This window comes from Sphingobium sp. ba1, from assembly GCF_000743655.1.
Taxonomy (GTDB): domain Bacteria; phylum Pseudomonadota; class Alphaproteobacteria; order Sphingomonadales; family Sphingomonadaceae; genus Sphingobium.
The window spans coordinates 2,470,865-2,485,619 of the sequence record NZ_JPPQ01000069.1 but is presented as its reverse complement, the minus strand read 5'-3'; the positions used below and the strand labels follow the sequence as shown (position 1 = coordinate 2,485,619).

Annotated in this window: 17 protein-coding genes; 6 read left to right on the top strand and 11 right to left on the bottom strand. The window is 61.9% G+C overall.

Translation table 11 applies throughout. The features are described from left to right. The 3 genes from IL54_RS25460 to bfr form a co-directional block, all read left to right on the top strand. Positions 1-185 (top strand): hypothetical protein (locus IL54_RS25460; protein WP_237748897.1); only part of this gene is annotated, 185 nt, incomplete at its 5' end. A 335-nt stretch (positions 186-520) separates the two neighbouring features. Next, entirely contained in the window at positions 521-691 is a 171-nt protein-coding gene (locus IL54_RS15195; RefSeq protein ID WP_037476694.1) for a (2Fe-2S)-binding protein, read from the top strand. Between the two features lie 147 nt (positions 692-838). Next, a complete protein-coding gene (gene bfr, locus IL54_RS15190) occupies positions 839-1,318 on the top strand; it encodes a bacterioferritin (protein ID WP_037476693.1) in 480 nt (159 codons plus the stop codon). A 35-nt stretch (positions 1,319-1,353) separates the two neighbouring features. On the opposite strand, the gene IL54_RS15185 is transcribed toward bfr, so the two are convergent. Continuing rightward, positions 1,354-1,761 carry a (deoxy)nucleoside triphosphate pyrophosphohydrolase gene (locus IL54_RS15185; RefSeq protein ID WP_037478830.1) on the bottom strand — a complete coding sequence of 136 codons (408 nt, stop codon included), beginning with the start codon at positions 1,759-1,761 and terminating at the stop codon, positions 1,354-1,356. A 402-nt stretch (positions 1,762-2,163) separates the two neighbouring features. Here IL54_RS15185 and IL54_RS15180 point away from each other — a divergent pair, with 402 nt between their 5' ends. Further along, the gene (locus IL54_RS15180; protein ID WP_037476691.1) at positions 2,164-2,349 is read left to right on the top strand and encodes a Flp family type IVb pilin; all 186 of its coding nucleotides are present in this window, start codon (positions 2,164-2,166) and stop codon (positions 2,347-2,349) included. A gap of 73 nt (positions 2,350-2,422) precedes the next feature. On the opposite strand, the gene IL54_RS15175 is transcribed toward IL54_RS15180, so the two are convergent. The 5 genes from IL54_RS15175 to IL54_RS15155 all read right to left on the bottom strand — a co-directional run bounded on the left by IL54_RS15175 (position 2,423) and on the right by IL54_RS15155 (position 7,873). After that, positions 2,423-3,898 (bottom strand): M48 family metalloprotease, encoded by a 1,476-nt coding sequence (locus tag IL54_RS15175; RefSeq protein WP_037476690.1) that lies wholly within the window; start codon positions 3,896-3,898, stop codon positions 2,423-2,425. Positions 3,899-3,974: 76 nt separating this feature from the next. Continuing rightward, a complete protein-coding gene (locus IL54_RS15170) occupies positions 3,975-4,919 on the bottom strand; it encodes an acetyl-CoA carboxylase carboxyltransferase subunit alpha (RefSeq protein ID WP_037476689.1) in 945 nt (314 codons plus the stop codon). Positions 4,920-4,929: 10 nt separating this feature from the next. Then, positions 4,930-5,847: a tyrosine recombinase gene (locus tag IL54_RS15165; RefSeq protein ID WP_037476688.1), complete on the bottom strand. Its 918-nt coding sequence runs from the start codon at positions 5,845-5,847 to the stop codon at positions 4,930-4,932. A 2-nt stretch (positions 5,848-5,849) separates the two neighbouring features. After that, on the bottom strand, positions 5,850-7,679 hold the full coding sequence (locus tag IL54_RS15160; protein WP_037476687.1) for a hypothetical protein: 1,830 nt from the start codon (positions 7,677-7,679) through the stop codon (positions 5,850-5,852). Between the two features lie 5 nt (positions 7,680-7,684). Next, positions 7,685-7,873, bottom strand: a complete 189-nt coding sequence (locus tag IL54_RS15155) for a hypothetical protein (protein WP_037476686.1) — start codon at positions 7,871-7,873, stop codon at positions 7,685-7,687. Positions 7,874-7,955: 82 nt separating this feature from the next. Between IL54_RS15155 and IL54_RS15150 the strand changes: the two genes are divergently transcribed. Together IL54_RS15150 and aroB are read left to right on the top strand one after the other, a co-directional pair. Further along, positions 7,956-8,504 (top strand): shikimate kinase, encoded by a 549-nt coding sequence (locus IL54_RS15150; RefSeq protein ID WP_037476685.1) that lies wholly within the window; start codon positions 7,956-7,958, stop codon positions 8,502-8,504. Further along, positions 8,495-9,601 (top strand): 3-dehydroquinate synthase, encoded by a 1,107-nt coding sequence (gene aroB / locus IL54_RS15145; protein WP_037476684.1) that lies wholly within the window; start codon positions 8,495-8,497, stop codon positions 9,599-9,601. Before IL54_RS15150 ends, aroB begins: the two co-directional genes overlap by 10 nt. 184 nt (positions 9,602-9,785) lie before the next feature. Here aroB and rpmE read toward each other — a convergent pair whose 3' ends face one another. The 5 genes from rpmE to rseP form a co-directional block, all read right to left on the bottom strand. Beyond that, on the bottom strand, positions 9,786-10,010 hold the full coding sequence (gene rpmE, locus IL54_RS15140; protein WP_037476683.1) for a 50S ribosomal protein L31: 225 nt from the start codon (positions 10,008-10,010) through the stop codon (positions 9,786-9,788). A gap of 145 nt (positions 10,011-10,155) precedes the next feature. Further along, positions 10,156-10,632, bottom strand: a complete 477-nt coding sequence (gene fabZ, locus IL54_RS15135) for a 3-hydroxyacyl-ACP dehydratase FabZ (protein WP_037476682.1) — start codon at positions 10,630-10,632, stop codon at positions 10,156-10,158. A 5-nt stretch (positions 10,633-10,637) separates the two neighbouring features. Continuing rightward, the gene (locus IL54_RS15130) at positions 10,638-11,279 is read right to left on the bottom strand and encodes an OmpH family outer membrane protein (protein ID WP_037476681.1); all 642 of its coding nucleotides are present in this window, start codon (positions 11,277-11,279) and stop codon (positions 10,638-10,640) included. Continuing rightward, positions 11,279-13,957, bottom strand: coding sequence for an outer membrane protein assembly factor BamA (gene bamA / locus IL54_RS15125; protein ID WP_193378863.1), 2,679 nt, complete (start codon positions 13,955-13,957; stop codon positions 11,279-11,281). Before bamA ends, IL54_RS15130 begins: the two co-directional genes overlap by 1 nt. Positions 13,958-14,047: 90 nt before the next feature. Continuing rightward, positions 14,048-14,755, bottom strand: a 708-nt coding sequence (gene rseP, locus IL54_RS15120; protein ID WP_156106304.1) for an RIP metalloprotease RseP, incomplete at its 5' end; no start/stop codon positions are given.

Genomic DNA, 14,755 nt, shown 5'->3' with positions numbered 1-14,755 from the left:
GACGGCAGATTCATGGTCGCCTGATCAGCCCACCAATTGCCGACCCCGTGAGCAATTACCGAAACACGTCGGCCGCATTTAGATTAGCTACCGCATATTGGAAAATATCGTCTGTAGCGCTACCCAAAAAGAAGTCATCGGAATTAGGTTGGCCCGTAAAGGTCGTCATCGCTGTCTTCCTTTAAAATTATTATCTGTTTCTATAACCAATTATGGGACATTAACCTATCCAAAATCGATACTGCTAGAAAAATTTGGCGCGCATACGTAAGATATTTTGAAAAACTTTACATTTTCTGGAAATGTAAGCTATGTAAATATGCTGACTAACGTTGCGATCATAGACCTTATGCTTAGTGACGATGCTTTCAAAGAATACTTACGTCACCCCGTGCTCAACGTTATGGATTCGTTGAACGCAAAATCATGTAAATATGAGACCGCGTCGCAAAAGCGTGCATTTTACTATTGCGACCCATTATCATCCACGCTATCTCTGTCCCAACAGGAGAGTGCTTCGATGGTCGTGTGCATCTGTAATGCCATTCGTGAGAAGGATCTGAAGGAAGCCGTGCGCGATGGCGCGGATACGCCGTGCAGCGCCTATGCGCGCTTCGGCCGTCGGCCCAAATGCGGCCAGTGCGTTCCCTTTGCCCGCACCATCATCGCGGCAGAGCGCGCTTCGGCCTGATAGCATTGCAAATCATCCGCACGAAACAATCGCGACCTTGACGCAATAGCGTCCCAAAAAACCTTGATTTTGCTAGGTTTTTTGACTTAACAGCACCCTGCACAGGGGTTATACATCCGGTTTTCCCTAACAGCCGGAGTAAACGCCATGAAAGGCGACCCGAAAGTCATCGATTATCTGAACGAGGTGCTCCGCAACGAGTTGACCGCGATCAATCAATATTTCCTGCACTATCGCATGCTCAACCATTGGGGCATCGAAAAGCTCGCCAAGTTCGAATATTCCGAATCGATCGACGAGATGAAACATGCCGACAAGGTAGCAGAGCGCATCCTCTTCCTCGACGGCCTGCCCAATTTTCAGCTGCTCGGCCGCCTCAAAATCGGCGAGACGGTGGAGGAAATCCTCAAGTCGGATCTGGAGCTGGAATATGAGGCGCTGCCGGTGCTGCGCGACGCCATCGCCTATTGCGAGACGATCCGCGACTATGTCAGCCGCGACCTGTTCCAATATATCCTCGAAAGCGAGGAAGAGCATGTCGATACGCTGGAAACCCAGTTCGAGATGATCGAACGCATGGGCATTCAGAATTATATCCAGTTGCAGAGCAAGGCGAAGGAAGACTGATCTTCACGGGCACCGGGATACCGGTGCCCTTCGCTTTACAGCAGGGCTTCCAATATCCCGATCAGCGGCAGGTCCGCTGGCGGCATGGGAAGCGCATACATTTGCGCGGGACGCACCCATTTGAGCGCCGTCGCATGATGGGGATGCGGCACCCCCTCCCACTTGCGACAGACATAAAGCAATAGCAGCAGATGCCGGTCATCAAGCGGCTCGCTGGCGAAGGTTGCAGGGGCCAGGCAGCTGGCGTGCGTGCGGATGCCCAGTTCTTCTTCCAACTCGCGGATCAACGCGGCTTCGGGCGTTTCGCCCGGCTCGACCTTCCCCCCCGGAAATTCCCACAGATCGGCCATCGCCTTTCCCGGCGGGCGTTGCTGCAGCAGGACGCGGCCATCCGCGTCGATCAGGGCGACCGCGACCACGAGCAACGGCAAAATTTTCGTCATCTTCATCCAGACAAGGGCTTTGTTAACTACGCATGCTTTACAGGCCTACGCGGGACTGTCTGTAGCGAAGTGGGGGCCGTATGCGTGGGCTGAGTAAAATCATCGACCGCTTGCAATCGCTACGGTGTGAACGAGCTGCAACTACGATAGAATATGCCTTCATTCTTGCGATGATCACGCTATTGATCATGGTCGCGGTCGAGAGCATGGCGAACAACACTACAAGCATGTGGAACAACATGGCTGAGGAAGTTAATGCGATTTAACCATAATCAATTTACAATTTTTCTCGGCATTAAAGATTCATCAACTGATATTCGCTAGAAAAATTTTCGCTGACCACGAACTTCCAAGGCGGGGCGGCCGGGTAGTTATACATCATTTCCCATCAGGAGATTTACAATGCAGTTCATTCGCAAGATGTTGAAGAACGAAGAAGGCGCGACCGCGATCGAATATGGCTTGATCGCTGCCTTGATCGCCGTCGCGGCTATCACTGCCATGACGAGCCTCGGCGACAATCTGAAGACGACCTTCACCAAGACGTCAACTGCTATCGCCAATGGCAACACGAAAAGCGGTACCTAAGATTTATCTGGCTTGATGCTATTACTATTTGAACAAGGGGGAGAAGCAATTCTCCCCCTTGTTTTTATTTCATTCAGATAATGATCTTCATCTTTTGCCCGGCGCGCAAGGATGCGTTCGCGTTCAGCGCGTTGATCGTCAAAAACCGTTCCAGCTTATAGTCGGGATAGGCCATCCGCTGGCTCAGCGACTGGACGGTGTCGCCGGATTTTACAGTCACGACATCGATGCGACGCGGCTTGATCGTCGCTGCATCCTGCGCGGATAGCCGCTGCATCGACTGGACCATCGCGGTGAATGGCGCGATCCCCTGGCCCGCGGGCGTCAGCAGCAGGAAATGATAGGCCTTCCCGCCCCCGAAGTCATAGGCGAATACCGTGGCATCAACTTGGCTTGACTGGCTGGTGGCGCGCACGGTCCGCCATGCCGCGGGCAGGCCGTTGACGGTGGTGCGACTGACGGTGCCGGTGGGGACACTCCCCTGCCCGCCGCCCATCTGCGCAAAGACACCGTCTATGTAGCTGGCCAGATTGCCCGAATAAGGGGCAGCGCTGAATTGGGCCTGCCCGCCGGAGCCCATGATCGACACCGCATCAGACCCATTTTCCATGCCGAAGCCGGAGGGGGCGGCAAAGCTGAGGCGCAGGTCGGGGTGGCGGAAACGACTGCCTTCGATAATGCCCTGCTTGGGATCATCGCCGTACAGGATGCCATCGAGCGCGGCGAGAAAGACATCGCGATTGCGCACCGTGGCCTTTGAGCCACTACCGCCCGCGCCGCGTGCCGCGCGGTTTACGCGTGAAGCGGGATCAGGATGGGTGCTGGCCCATTCCGGGGTCGATCGGGCACTGCCCGCCAGACGCGCGTCCAGATTGCTCTGTGCCGCCAATGAGGCCAGCATGTCGGACAAAGCGCGGGGGTCATAGCCGCCCGATGCAAGATAGCGGATGCCCAGATCATCCGCCTCATATTCCTGGCTGCGCGAGAATTTGAGCGTCAACAATTGGCTGCCGGTGCCGATGCCCTTCTGAATGAGGTTGCCGAAGCCCGAATCACCCAGGAAGGCGCCCGCCAAAGCGCCGAGCAGCGCGCCCCCGATCGCGTTGCGCTGCGCGGTCTTTTGCCGCCGCTGGCCATGTTGGGCGGCGACATGGCCGACCTCATGCCCCAGCACGCCGGCCAGTTCCGCCTCATCATTCATCAGCGCCATCAGCTGGCGCGTGACATAGACATAGCCGCCGGGAATGGCGAAGGCGTTGTTGACCGGCGAATTGAGCAGGGTAACGGTGAAGTCGCTTTGGGCGTTGGACAGGCCCGACTGGACCGCGATGCGCCGTCCGACGCTTTCGACATATTTTGCCTGGGGACCGCTATAGCCGCCGCCAAATTCCTTGAGCAATTCCGGGTGCTGCTTGGCCCCGCTGCTCTTGTCCTGCGCGCTGATCGAACTCACCGTGCGGATCGCGCGCTGCTGCCCGATCACGGCAGGGGCGCTGGCGGCCACGACTAGGGCGGCGGCCGAACAGCCAAACATCATCTTCCGGTTCATCACTTTATCCCATCCCATTCCCATTACCGACACGTAACGAGAAACAGGGGTCAGCTGTTCCAAAAAAGACGGTAGTTCAGGCGCCTATGGCCAGAAATTTATCGGCCCGGTCAGTGCGCAGCGCACCGGCATCCATGTTCGATAACGAATCCAGTTCCGCTTCGATCGCGGTGCCCAGATTGGCGATCGCCTGCACCGGGTCGCGATGCGCGCCGCCCATCGGTTCCGGCACGATCCGGTCGATGACGCCCAGCGCCTTGAGATGCTGGGCCGTGACCTGCATCGCCGTCGCCGCTTCGCTGGCCTTGGCCGCTGTGCGCCACAGGATCGAGGCGCAGCCTTCGGGCGAAATCACCGAATAGACCGCATGTTCGAACATCAGCACGCGATTGGCAGCCGCCAGCGCAATCGCGCCGCCCGATCCGCCTTCGCCAACCACGGCGGCGACCATCGGCACGCCGAGCTTGAGGCAGGCTTCGGTCGAGCGCGCGATCGCCTCGGCCTGGCCGCGCTCTTCGGCCTGCACGCCCGGAAAGGCGCCGGACGTATCGACCAGCGTGACGACGGGCAGGCCAAAACGGTCGGCCAGTTCCATCAGGCGGATCGCCTTGCGATAGCCTTCGGGCTTGGCCATGCCGAAATTATGCCGCACCCGGCTGGCGGTATCGTCGCCCTTTTCATGGCCGATGACCATCAGACGCCGATCGCCAAGCGTTGCAAAGCCGCCGACGATCGCCTGATCGTCAGAGAAAGCGCGGTCCCCCGCCAGCGGCATGAAATTGTCGAACAGACCGGCGACATAATCCTTGAAATGCGGCCGTTCGGCGTGGCGGGCGACCTGCGTCTTCTGCCACGGCGTCAGCTTGGCATAGGTGTCGCCCAGCATCTTGGCCGCGCGCTGCTCCAGCGTCGCGATTTCGCCGTCAATATTAATGTCGCCAGCGCTCGCCGTGGCGCGCAATTCGACGATGCGCGCCTCCAGTTCGGCGATGGGCTTTTCAAATTCCAGAAAGCTAACCATGGCGCTGGCGTTAGGGCGGCGACGCGCCGTCGTCAACGCAGCGTTGCACCATCGTCGCCAGGGGATGGCGGCTGTTGACCAATTCGATCAGCCGGCGGCTGTCGACATGGGTGTAGATTTGCGTGGTGCCGATATCGGCATGGCCCAGCATCGATTGCAGCGCGCGCAGATCCGCGCCGCCCTCTAGCAAATGGGTGGCAAAGGCGTGGCGCAGCACATGGGGGCTGACCCGTTCCGGCGCGATGCCCGCCGCGGCGGCCAGCGCCTTGACCAGTTGATAGAGCCGGATGCGGCTGAGATAGGATTTCCCCGATGGGAAGAGCCACGGACTGTCGAGCGGCACATGGGTCAGCCAGGTCGCAACCGCAGCGCGCGCGCGATCGGAAATGGGCACCAGCCGCTCCCGTCCGCCCTTGCCCTTGAGGATCAGGAAGGGCCGATCCGAGGCCAGCGCGCGGCGCGGCAGCGACACCAGTTCGGTCGCGCGCAGGCCCGACCCGTAGAGCAGTTCGATCAGGGCCGACAGCCGCCGGTCGTGCGGCGCAGGATGGGCCACCGCCAACCGTTCTTCGATCAAGGCGAAGAGCGAATCAACTTCGGCGGTGGACAATATCTTAGGCAGGGATCGGCGTGTCACTGGACGGGGAAGCGCGGCGGTGGGATTATCGAGGCGCAGCCCTTCCTCTTCGAGAAAGGCGTAGAAAGCGCGCAGGGCCGAGGATTTGCGTGCGACCGACGAGGCGGCGAGTGCCGCCCATGCCCCGGCGAGATCGCCCAGCCGCTCCTTGCTCGCCGCCACCAGGCCGCCGACGATGGTCGCCGCCCCGTTCAGGTCCGCGCGATAGGCCAGTAGCGTGTTGCGCGACGCGCCACGTTCCGCCGCCATCATTTCGAGAAAGCGGTCGATCAGGGCGTCATCATCCGCCATGGTCAGGTCCGGCTGATCGCCTCCGCCGCGATCATCCGCGCTTCGGGGTCCAGCCCGACACGATGAAGCGCGGCGACGACATGATAGAGATGCGCTGGTGGCAGGCGGCGCCAGTCGCGCCCCTGCATGCCGACGGCTGCGAGCAAGGCGACGGTCGCCTTCTCGCCACGCTGCGCCGCTGCGCCGATCGCGCGCGCCCAGCGGCTGTTGGCGGCAAGCGTCACGCCATTATCCTGCGCCAGTGACGCGGCATCGTCGGCCGATAGTCGCGCAAGGCCTGCCAGCGCCGCGATCAGCATCCGGCCCTTTTCTTGTCCTACCTCACCGATATAGGTCGAAATGCGGCTGTCATTGATATCGACTACGGAGCTGGGTGCGCCAACCGCAAGCAGGCCCCAAAATTGGGCCGCGCCATCGCCGTCGATTTGGCCCAGCGCCCGCGCCCAGCGCGCGGCATTGCGGTCATAGCCTGCCGTCAGCATCGACGCGACCAGATTGGCCGCATCGCGGGCATCGGCCTGTGCCACCGGCAGCGCGGCGGCCGCCCGTGCAGTCGTGATCAGGCCGACATAGTCGGGATTGCTATTATCACGCCACAAGCGCTGCATCGCGCCGATACGATTGCCCACCGTCGCCCCGGCATGGGCAGTGCGCAGCGCGTCGATCCGATCCGCCATGTCAGCGGGCGTGTCGCCTTCGGTGCTCATCTGGCCATAGAAGCCGACCAGCGCCGCGCTGGAAAACACGCCAAGGCGCGCCGCGACTTCGACGCCGGGTCGCCGCCGCACGGCGCTCAGGGCAGGCGCGCGCGCTTCCCAGGCGCGGACGTGCGGACCCACCGTGCCAAACAGCGCATCGGGGATCTCGACATTGAGCGCCGTCGCGAGGCCAAAGCGCCAGGCGGTCAATTGACTGACCGTATCCCATTCGATCTTCACCGATCGGCGGGCATTGAAGCCGGTGCCGACGACCTTTTCCGCCAGCCGATAATCGATGCCGCGCACCACGCCGCGTCGCTGCGCCTGGTTGAGCGCGCCGCTGGCGGTGCCCTGATCCCCCGACAAGGCAGCGCATATGGCGCGCGTCATGTCCCAGCCGGGTTCCTTGCTGACCCGCAGCGCGCCTTCCGACAGGGGGCAAAGCCCGGCCGGATCGGCGCTGCCAAGATAGGCCTGCATGGCAACGGCGTAGAGGCGCGGGGTGTAGCGATCGGGATCGACGCTTTGCACCATGGTCCGGGCGCTGTCCGCCTCCCCCATGCGCAACAGTAGCCAGGCGCGCTCGGCCGCCCAGTCCGCGCCGTCAATGTCGGCCGGCGTATCCGTCGCCGACAAAAGCGTGCGCCGCAGCAGGATCGACGCCCAGCGCGACAGGATCGGCGCATGCGTCTCCTTCATCAGCGCGGCGAGATATTTGCCCGACTGGTTGCCGAACGCGTCCGGCTCCAGCCCGCGCGTCTGCGGCGTCAGTGCGCCGATACGGGCGAGCGAACGGCGCGCCGTGTCGGGCAGGTCATATTTCGCCTTTTCCGCCGCCAGTTCTTCGGGCGTCAGTTCTTCTTCGGCCGCTGCGTTGTCCGCTTCGGCCAGCAGCGACAATTCGGGCGGCGTTGCCGGGTTGAGGGTCGGCAAGGCGGGCGCTGCAGGCGTGCCAGGTGCAGGGCGCGCGGGCGTTGGTGCAGGCGTCGGCGCTTCGGGCGCGTCGCCGAAGCCGGGCGGCAAGAGCGATTCGGGCGCCTGTTGCGCGACCACAGGCAGCGCGAGGGCCAGGGCAAAGCTGCCCAGCGCCCATTTCGCTCTGCTCCTTTTAGACGTGCCCCCCTTGACCCGCATATGCCTTACTGGCCCAGCTTCTCAGCGGGGATGGCCTTTTCGACCTGCGCCTGCGGCTGTTCGCCGCCGCGCGACCAGAAGAAGGCGAGCAGAAGAATGACCAGCAGGACAAGGGCGATGGGCAGGATCGGCAAGTTGGTGCCACGGCGGCGGCGGCTGCCTTCGAAACTGCTGAAATTGCGATTTTTCTTCATGTGTCCTTCTGCGGCTGAGCCGGGCGACGAGCAAAAGATGCGATTTGCCTCTGTGACGGGGGGCTGTATAGCCCCGCTCGGCATGCAGCGAAACAGCAAATTCCCCCCATCCGTCGACCGGCGCGGTCCCATCGTCCTGGTGGGGATGATGGGCGTGGGCAAATCGACGGTCGGGCGGCGGCTGGCGGCCCGGCTGGGGCTGGCGTTCGTCGATGCCGATGAGGAAATCGAAAAGGCGGCGGGCATGAGCGTGAGCGAGATTTTCGCCCGCTATGACGAAGCCTATTTCCGCGATGGCGAGCGGCGGGTGATCGCAAGGCTGATGGATGGCGCGCCCAAGGTGATCGCGACCGGCGGCGGCGCTTTCATGCAGGAGGAGACTCGTGCGCTGATCCTGGAACAGGCGACGGCGATCTGGCTGGATGCCGACATCGATGTGTTGGTGGACCGGGTTTCGCGGCGGGAGGGGCGGCCGTTGCTCAAGGATCGCGATCCGCGCACGGTGCTGACCGAACTGACGGCGGTGCGCAATCCGGTCTATGCGCTCGCCCCCATCCACGTCAAAAGCGTCGCCGCGCCGCATGAAGTGACGGTCGAACGCATCATGGAGCAATTGACGGCATGGCAATAGTGCAGGTCGCGCTGGGTGCGCGCAGTTACGACATCCCGATCGAACAGGGCGCGCTCGATCGCGCGGGCGATCTCCTCAGCCCCTATGCCCGCAACGGGCGGCTGGTGGTCGTCACCGACGCGCATGTCGCGGCCGCGCAACTCCCACGGCTGGACGCCAGCCTGCGCACGGTTGGTATCATGGCCGAGCCGATCATTCTGCCGCCGGGCGAACAGACCAAAAGCTGGCGGCATCTGGAGCAATTGCTCGATGCGCTGCTGGCGCTGGAGATCGAGCGCGGCGACCATATCGTCGCGCTGGGCGGCGGCGTGATCGGCGATCTGGTCGGTTTTGCCGCCTCGATCCTCAAGCGCGGCTGCCGCTTCATCCAGGTGCCGACCACTTTGCTGGCGCAGGTGGATTCATCGGTGGGTGGCAAGACCGCGATTAATACGCAAGCGGGCAAGAATCTGGTCGGCAGCTTCTATCAGCCTGCTTTGGTGCTGATCGATCCGTCGACGCTCGATAGCCTGCCGCCGCGCGAAACCCGTGCGGGCTATGCCGAAGTCGTCAAATATGGCCTGATCGACGATCCCGCCTTCTTCGCCTGGTGCGAGGCGCATGCCGGCGACCTGCTGGCGGGCGACCCCGCCGCGCGGACCTATGCGATCGAACGCAGCGTCCGCGCCAAGGCGGCGATCGTCGCCGATGACGAGCGCGAGACATCGGGTCGCCGCGCGCTGCTCAACCTTGGCCACACATTTGGCCATGCGTTGGAGGCTGACACGGGCTTTTCCGACACGCTGCTCCATGGCGAAGGCGTCGCGGCGGGCATGGCATTGGCGTTTCGCTATTCCGCGCGGCTTGGTCTGTGCCCACAGGCGGATGCCGACCGGGTGACCGCGCATCTGCTGTCGGTCGGCCTACCTTACGATCTCGCCTCCGCGCATGTCACCGCCGATGGCGCAGTATTGGTGGGCCATATGTTGCACGACAAGAAGATGGCGGCGGGCACCCTGCCCTTCCTGCTGGCGCGCGGCATCGGCCAGACATTTCTGTCGAAGGATGTCGTGCTGGACGATGTGGCCGCGTTTCTGGATGCAGATCGGGCGGGGTAACGCCCTCGCGCCCGCGACTACATATATTATCGCAAGTCGTCCCCGTTCGATGCGAGCGAAGTCGAGAAGCGGCAAGCGCTGTGCGGGCGTTTCTCGACTTCGCTCGAAACGAACGGAACCTCTCTTCCCAAAACCAAAAAGGGCGCCCAGTGGGCGCCCTTTTCGTTCAACCATGGAAGGCCGATTACTTCTTCAGCGTCAGACCACCGAAACGCTTGTTGAAGCGTGCCACCTGGCCACCAGTGTCCATCTGACGGTTGCCGCCAGTCCAGGCCGGGTGCGACTTGGGGTCGATGTCGAGCGCCAGCGTGTCGCCTTCCTTGCCCCAGGTCGAGCGGGTCTGGAAGGTCGTGCCGTCGGTCATCTGCACGGTGATCATGTGGTAGTCGGGGTGGGTATTGGCCTTCATGGCGTAACGCTCCGTATGTGCCGGTTCCGACCGGCTGTGGATGCTGTAAATAGCGAAGGCGCGCCGTTAGCGGGTTCGGCGCGCCTTGGCAAGGGATAACCCCCAGTCGTCATGCCAGCGGACGCTGGGATGACGGAGGGTTGGCTCAATCCTTGGGCGGATCGGCGATCATCGCGACGAACTGCGCTTCGGCGGCCAGTTTGTCGCCGATCATCGCCTTGCCGCTGAACTTGCAGATCGCGCCGCGATTCTGGGTCACTTCGACATGCAGGTCGAGCAGGCAGCCCGGCTCCACCGGCGAGCGGAACTTCGCGCCGTCGATGCTCATGAAATAGACGAGCTTGCCGGTATCGGCGAGTTGCATCGATTCCACCGCCAACACACCAGCCGCCTGCGCCATCGCTTCGACGATCAGGACGCCGGGCATGATCGGCCGGGTCGGGAAATGCCCTTGGAAAAAGGGTTCGTTTACCGAGACTGCCTTGATCGCGTGAATCGACTGGTTGGGCACCAGCGACACCACGCGGTCAATCAGCAGCATCGGATAGCGATGCGGCAGCGCAGCCATGACCCGACGGACATCCATCGGGCCAAGCGCGGTCGTTTCAACCTCTCCCGTCATTCTTATCAGCGCGACTTGGGAGCCTGCGCCGGGGCAGCGGCGGGCGCTGCCTGGCGACCACCGGGCTGCCAGCCGGCGGGCGGGGTGATCGATACGCTGGGGACCAGCGCGTTGAGTTCGGTGATGACAGCGGGGGTAATGTCAGCGCCCGCGCCGAAGCTCTCGGTCGCGGCCTTCTTGACCACGATTTCCGACTTGGTCTTGGCGGTTGCGGCCTTGAGCGCATCGTTCAGCTTGGCGACGAGCTGTTCCTCGACATAGGCGCGCGCGATGGCGATCGGCTGGCCCATGCGCTGCAGTTCGGCCTGCGCAGTCTGCTGCGTCTGCTGATATTGCTGATACTGGGTTTCGATCGCCGGGGTCGGCTTGTTGCCCGCTGCCGTCAATGCGGCCTGGAGCGCATCGCCCTTGGTCTTGAGGTCCGCTTCGATCGCAGTGCGGCGCGTGTTGAGCGCGTCGATCTGCGGCTTATAGGTGGTCTGCATCTGGCTGATCGCGGTGGTGTAGGCCGAGCTCTTGGCAACAGCTTCTTCCAGATCGACGACGGCCAGGCCCGACTTGGTCTGGGCAACAGCCGGCATGGCGGTCAGGGCGATGGCGGTCATGGGCGCAAGAGCGAGCGCCGCGGCTTTGAACATGGTCTTCATCAGAATTGAGTCCCTACGTTGAAGGTAATGAGCTTGTTATCGTCGCCAGGTTCCTTGAGCAGCGCCCTGGCAATGTCGATGCGGAACGGGCCGAAGGGCGAGTTCCAGTTGACGCCAAAGCCAACCGACAGACGCGGCTTGAGCGTATCGCCGAGATAGACTTCTTCGAAGGCACCACCAGCATAACTGGCCACGAACCCGGTCGGCGCCGCATCGCAGTTGCCGATGGAGGGCGCCCTGACCTGTGTCGTCGAACCGGTATTGCCCGGTGCAGGCGCCACGGTGCAATAGCCCGCAAATGTGCCATCGCCATTCACAAGGGTCGGGTTCTTCAACCCAGCGACGGCACCGACATCCATGAAGATCGACGGACGAAGGCCCATTTCGCGTGCGCCGGAGCCAAGCGGAATTTCGACTTCGGCGCGAGCGAGATAGTAGATCTTGCCGCCCAGCGCGTCATCGGACACGTTATTGTTGCTATTGTCGCGAACATAGCTGGTCGAACCGTCGTCGTTGGTCTGCGGTTGCAGATAGAAGCGCTTTACGCGCGGGCCGACACCGCGAATGTCGAAGCCACGGAACTGCGGTTCACCCAGGAAGAAGCGATCGACCAGGCGGACCTTTTCGACCAGTTCGCCGGTTGCATCGCGGCGTTCGCCTTCCAGGCTGTGGATATAGCCGCCTTCGGCCGAGACCGAGAAGATGAAGCCACTGCCCAGCGGGAAGAATTTGGAGCCGTTGATCCGGGTCTTGATATATTTGACGTTACCGCCAAGCCCGGCAAAATCCTGGCTCAACACAACGTTATGGCCGCGCGTCGGGCGGATGCGGTTGTCGCGCGTGTCGTAGATCAGCGAGTAGCCAAGCGACGACGTGGTGCGCTTGCCGATCGCATCGCACAGATAACGACCCGCGATGAGGGGATCGCACTCGCGCGTGCCGTCGCCGTCCGTGTCCGAATAATAAGTATCTTCGTCCAGCGTCGTATCATCGAAATTGAGCTGATAGCGCAGCGCCAGCGACATATATTCGGTGATCGGCACACCCGCACGCAACTGGATACCCGTCGACGTATTCTCATAGGTCGTGTCGCGCGTGTTGCTGGTCAGATAGCGGAAGCTGTTGAGGTCACGGCGATAGATGTCGCCGCCCAGCGCGATATTCTTGTCCATGAAATAGGGCTCGGTGAAACCCAGTTCGATCGACTTGGAATAGGCCGAATAGTTGACCGAGGTGCGCAGTTCCTGGCCCTTGCCGCGGAAGTTGCGCTGCGTGATCGAGGCCGACACGATGAAGCGTTCCAGCGACGAGAAGCCCGCCGAGAGCGACAATTCGCCGGTCGATTTTTCCTGCACGTTGGTTTCGAGGACGATGCGGTCGGGCGCGGAGCCCGGCTTCTGCTCGATGTCGAGCTTTTCCTGAAAATAGCCGAGCGAATTGATCCGGTCCTTCGACCGCTTGACCAGGAAGCTGTTGAACGCATCCCCTTCGGCCAGACGGAATTCGCGACGGACGACCTTGTCCTGCGTCAGCGTATTGCCGTTGATGTCGACGCGCTCGACATAAACGCGCGGTGCGTTGGCGATGCGGAAATTAATCCCCATCGTCAGCGTATCCTTGTCGCGGTTGAAGTCCGGCGACACTTCGGCAAAGGCATAGCCGAACAGGCCGGCGGTCTCGCTCAGCGTATCGACCGTATCCTCGACCTGCTTGGCGTTATACCAATCGCCCTTCTTCATCGGCAGCCGCTTGGTCAGGCCATCGCCCGACAGGTCGCGAATGTCCGATTCGACCTTCACGTCGCCGAACTTGTAGCGCTCGCCCTCTTCCACCACATAGGTGATGATGAAGTCCTGCTTGTCCGGCGTCAGTTCGGCGACCGCCGAAATCACGCGGAAGTCGGCATAGCCTTCGGTCAGATAATATTGGCGCAGTTTCTGCTGGTCATAGGCCAAGCGATCGGGATCATAGCTGGTGCCTGACGAGAAGAGCCGGAACCAGCGCGACTGTTTGGTCACCATCTGGCTGCGCAGCGCGCCGTCCTTGAACTTCTCATTGCCGATGATGTTGATCTGGCGGACCTTGGACTTAGGCCCTTCGCTGATCTCATAGACGATATCGACGCGGTTCTGGTCCAACTGCACCAGTTTCGGCTCGATCGTCGCGGCAAAACGGCCCTGACGGCGATAGAGTTCGACGATGCGGGCGACGTCGGCGCGCACCTTGGACCGGGTATAGATCTGGCGCGGGGCGAGCTTGATTTCTGGCCGGATCTTGTCTTCTTTCAGCCGCTTATTGCCTTCCAGCACGATGCGGTTGATGACCGGATTTTCCTTCACCTCGACGGTCAGGGCACCATTGTCGTTGCGGATCTGGACGTCGGCGAACAATTCCGTCTCATACAGGTCGCGCAAGCCCTGATCGAGGCTTTCCTGGCTGTAGGGCTGGCCGATGCGCAGCTTGGTGTAGGACAGGACGGTGCCGGATTCGAGCCGCTGCGTGCCGGTGACGGTGATGCTGCTGATCGTGCCCTGTGCTGCGGGCAGCGACGCGGGCGCAACCACGGGCGCGGGCGCGGCAGCATCCTGTGCCATGGCCGGGAGCGCAGACAGACCTGCGATCATCGTCGTCGCCAACAGGGCGACCACGACCGGGCGCTGCCTCTTGCTGCTGTTCATCGCTGTCACCCGCATCACCTCAAAAACTCGAAAAATTTTGTTTCCGCCGCAACAGACGTCGCCAAACCGGGCTTCCCTGCCCGATGCGCGTCAACCGATCAAGCCGGACAGGCTCTTCCACAGCCCGAAAGACGACAAATCGTTGAAAGTCACCAGCACCATTACCGTCATCAGCAGCGCCAAGCCCGATCGATAGGCCCATTCCTGCACCTGCGGGCTGACCGGCCGACGCTGCAGCGCCTCAATCCCGTAAAACAGCAGATGCCCGCCATCCAGCATCGGGATTGGCAATAAGTTGATGAACCCCAAGTTAATCGAGATGAGCGCCATGAAGGTGAGGAAGCCGAACAGCCCCATCATCGCGGCCTGGCCGGAGACATCGGCGATCTTGAGCGGTCCGCCCAATTCCTTGACCGATCGGCGTCCGGTGATGATCTGGCCGAGGCCGTCCATGGCGGACACGAACATCTGGCCCGTCCGCAATGTACCGACCACCGGGATCTCCCACAGCGCGATGTCGCGGAATTCGACCTTGTCGGACATCACGCCCAATTGGCCGAGGCGGAAGATATTGCCGAACCGGTCCTTTTCGATCCGCTCGCCCGCTGCAATCGTCATGGCGGTGCGCTGACCATCGCGTTCGATGACATAGGGCAGGACTTCACCCGGACGCAGCGACACGATCGGCGCGATGTCGGTGAAGCTGTCGATCTGACGCCCCATGATCGACACGATGCGGTCGCCGGGGCGCAAGCCTGCCTTTTCCGCAGCCGATGCGGGCGCGACCTGCTGCACGAC

Coding starts and splice junctions, on each gene's coding strand:
- IL54_RS15195 (WP_037476694.1), top strand. CDS start 521: ATGGTCGTGTGCATCTGTAATGCCATTCGTGAGAAGGATCTGAAGGAA.
- bfr (WP_037476693.1), top strand. CDS start 839: ATGAAAGGCGACCCGAAAGTCATCGATTATCTGAACGAGGTGCTCCGC.
- IL54_RS15185 (WP_037478830.1), bottom strand. CDS start 1,761: ATGACGAAAATTTTGCCGTTGCTCGTGGTCGCGGTCGCCCTGATCGAC.
- IL54_RS15180 (WP_037476691.1), top strand. CDS start 2,164: ATGCAGTTCATTCGCAAGATGTTGAAGAACGAAGAAGGCGCGACCGCG.
- IL54_RS15175 (WP_037476690.1), bottom strand. CDS start 3,898: ATGAACCGGAAGATGATGTTTGGCTGTTCGGCCGCCGCCCTAGTCGTG.
- IL54_RS15170 (WP_037476689.1), bottom strand. CDS start 4,919: ATGGTTAGCTTTCTGGAATTTGAAAAGCCCATCGCCGAACTGGAGGCG.
- IL54_RS15165 (WP_037476688.1), bottom strand. CDS start 5,847: ATGGCGGATGATGACGCCCTGATCGACCGCTTTCTCGAAATGATGGCG.
- IL54_RS15160 (WP_037476687.1), bottom strand. CDS start 7,679: ATGCGGGTCAAGGGGGGCACGTCTAAAAGGAGCAGAGCGAAATGGGCG.
- IL54_RS15155 (WP_037476686.1), bottom strand. CDS start 7,873: ATGAAGAAAAATCGCAATTTCAGCAGTTTCGAAGGCAGCCGCCGCCGC.
- IL54_RS15150 (WP_037476685.1), top strand. CDS start 7,956: ATGCAGCGAAACAGCAAATTCCCCCCATCCGTCGACCGGCGCGGTCCC.
- aroB (WP_037476684.1), top strand. CDS start 8,495: ATGGCAATAGTGCAGGTCGCGCTGGGTGCGCGCAGTTACGACATCCCG.
- rpmE (WP_037476683.1), bottom strand. CDS start 10,010: ATGAAGGCCAATACCCACCCCGACTACCACATGATCACCGTGCAGATG.
- fabZ (WP_037476682.1), bottom strand. CDS start 10,632: ATGACGGGAGAGGTTGAAACGACCGCGCTTGGCCCGATGGATGTCCGT.
- IL54_RS15130 (WP_037476681.1), bottom strand. CDS start 11,279: ATGAAGACCATGTTCAAAGCCGCGGCGCTCGCTCTTGCGCCCATGACC.
- bamA (WP_193378863.1), bottom strand. CDS start 13,957: ATGAACAGCAGCAAGAGGCAGCGCCCGGTCGTGGTCGCCCTGTTGGCG.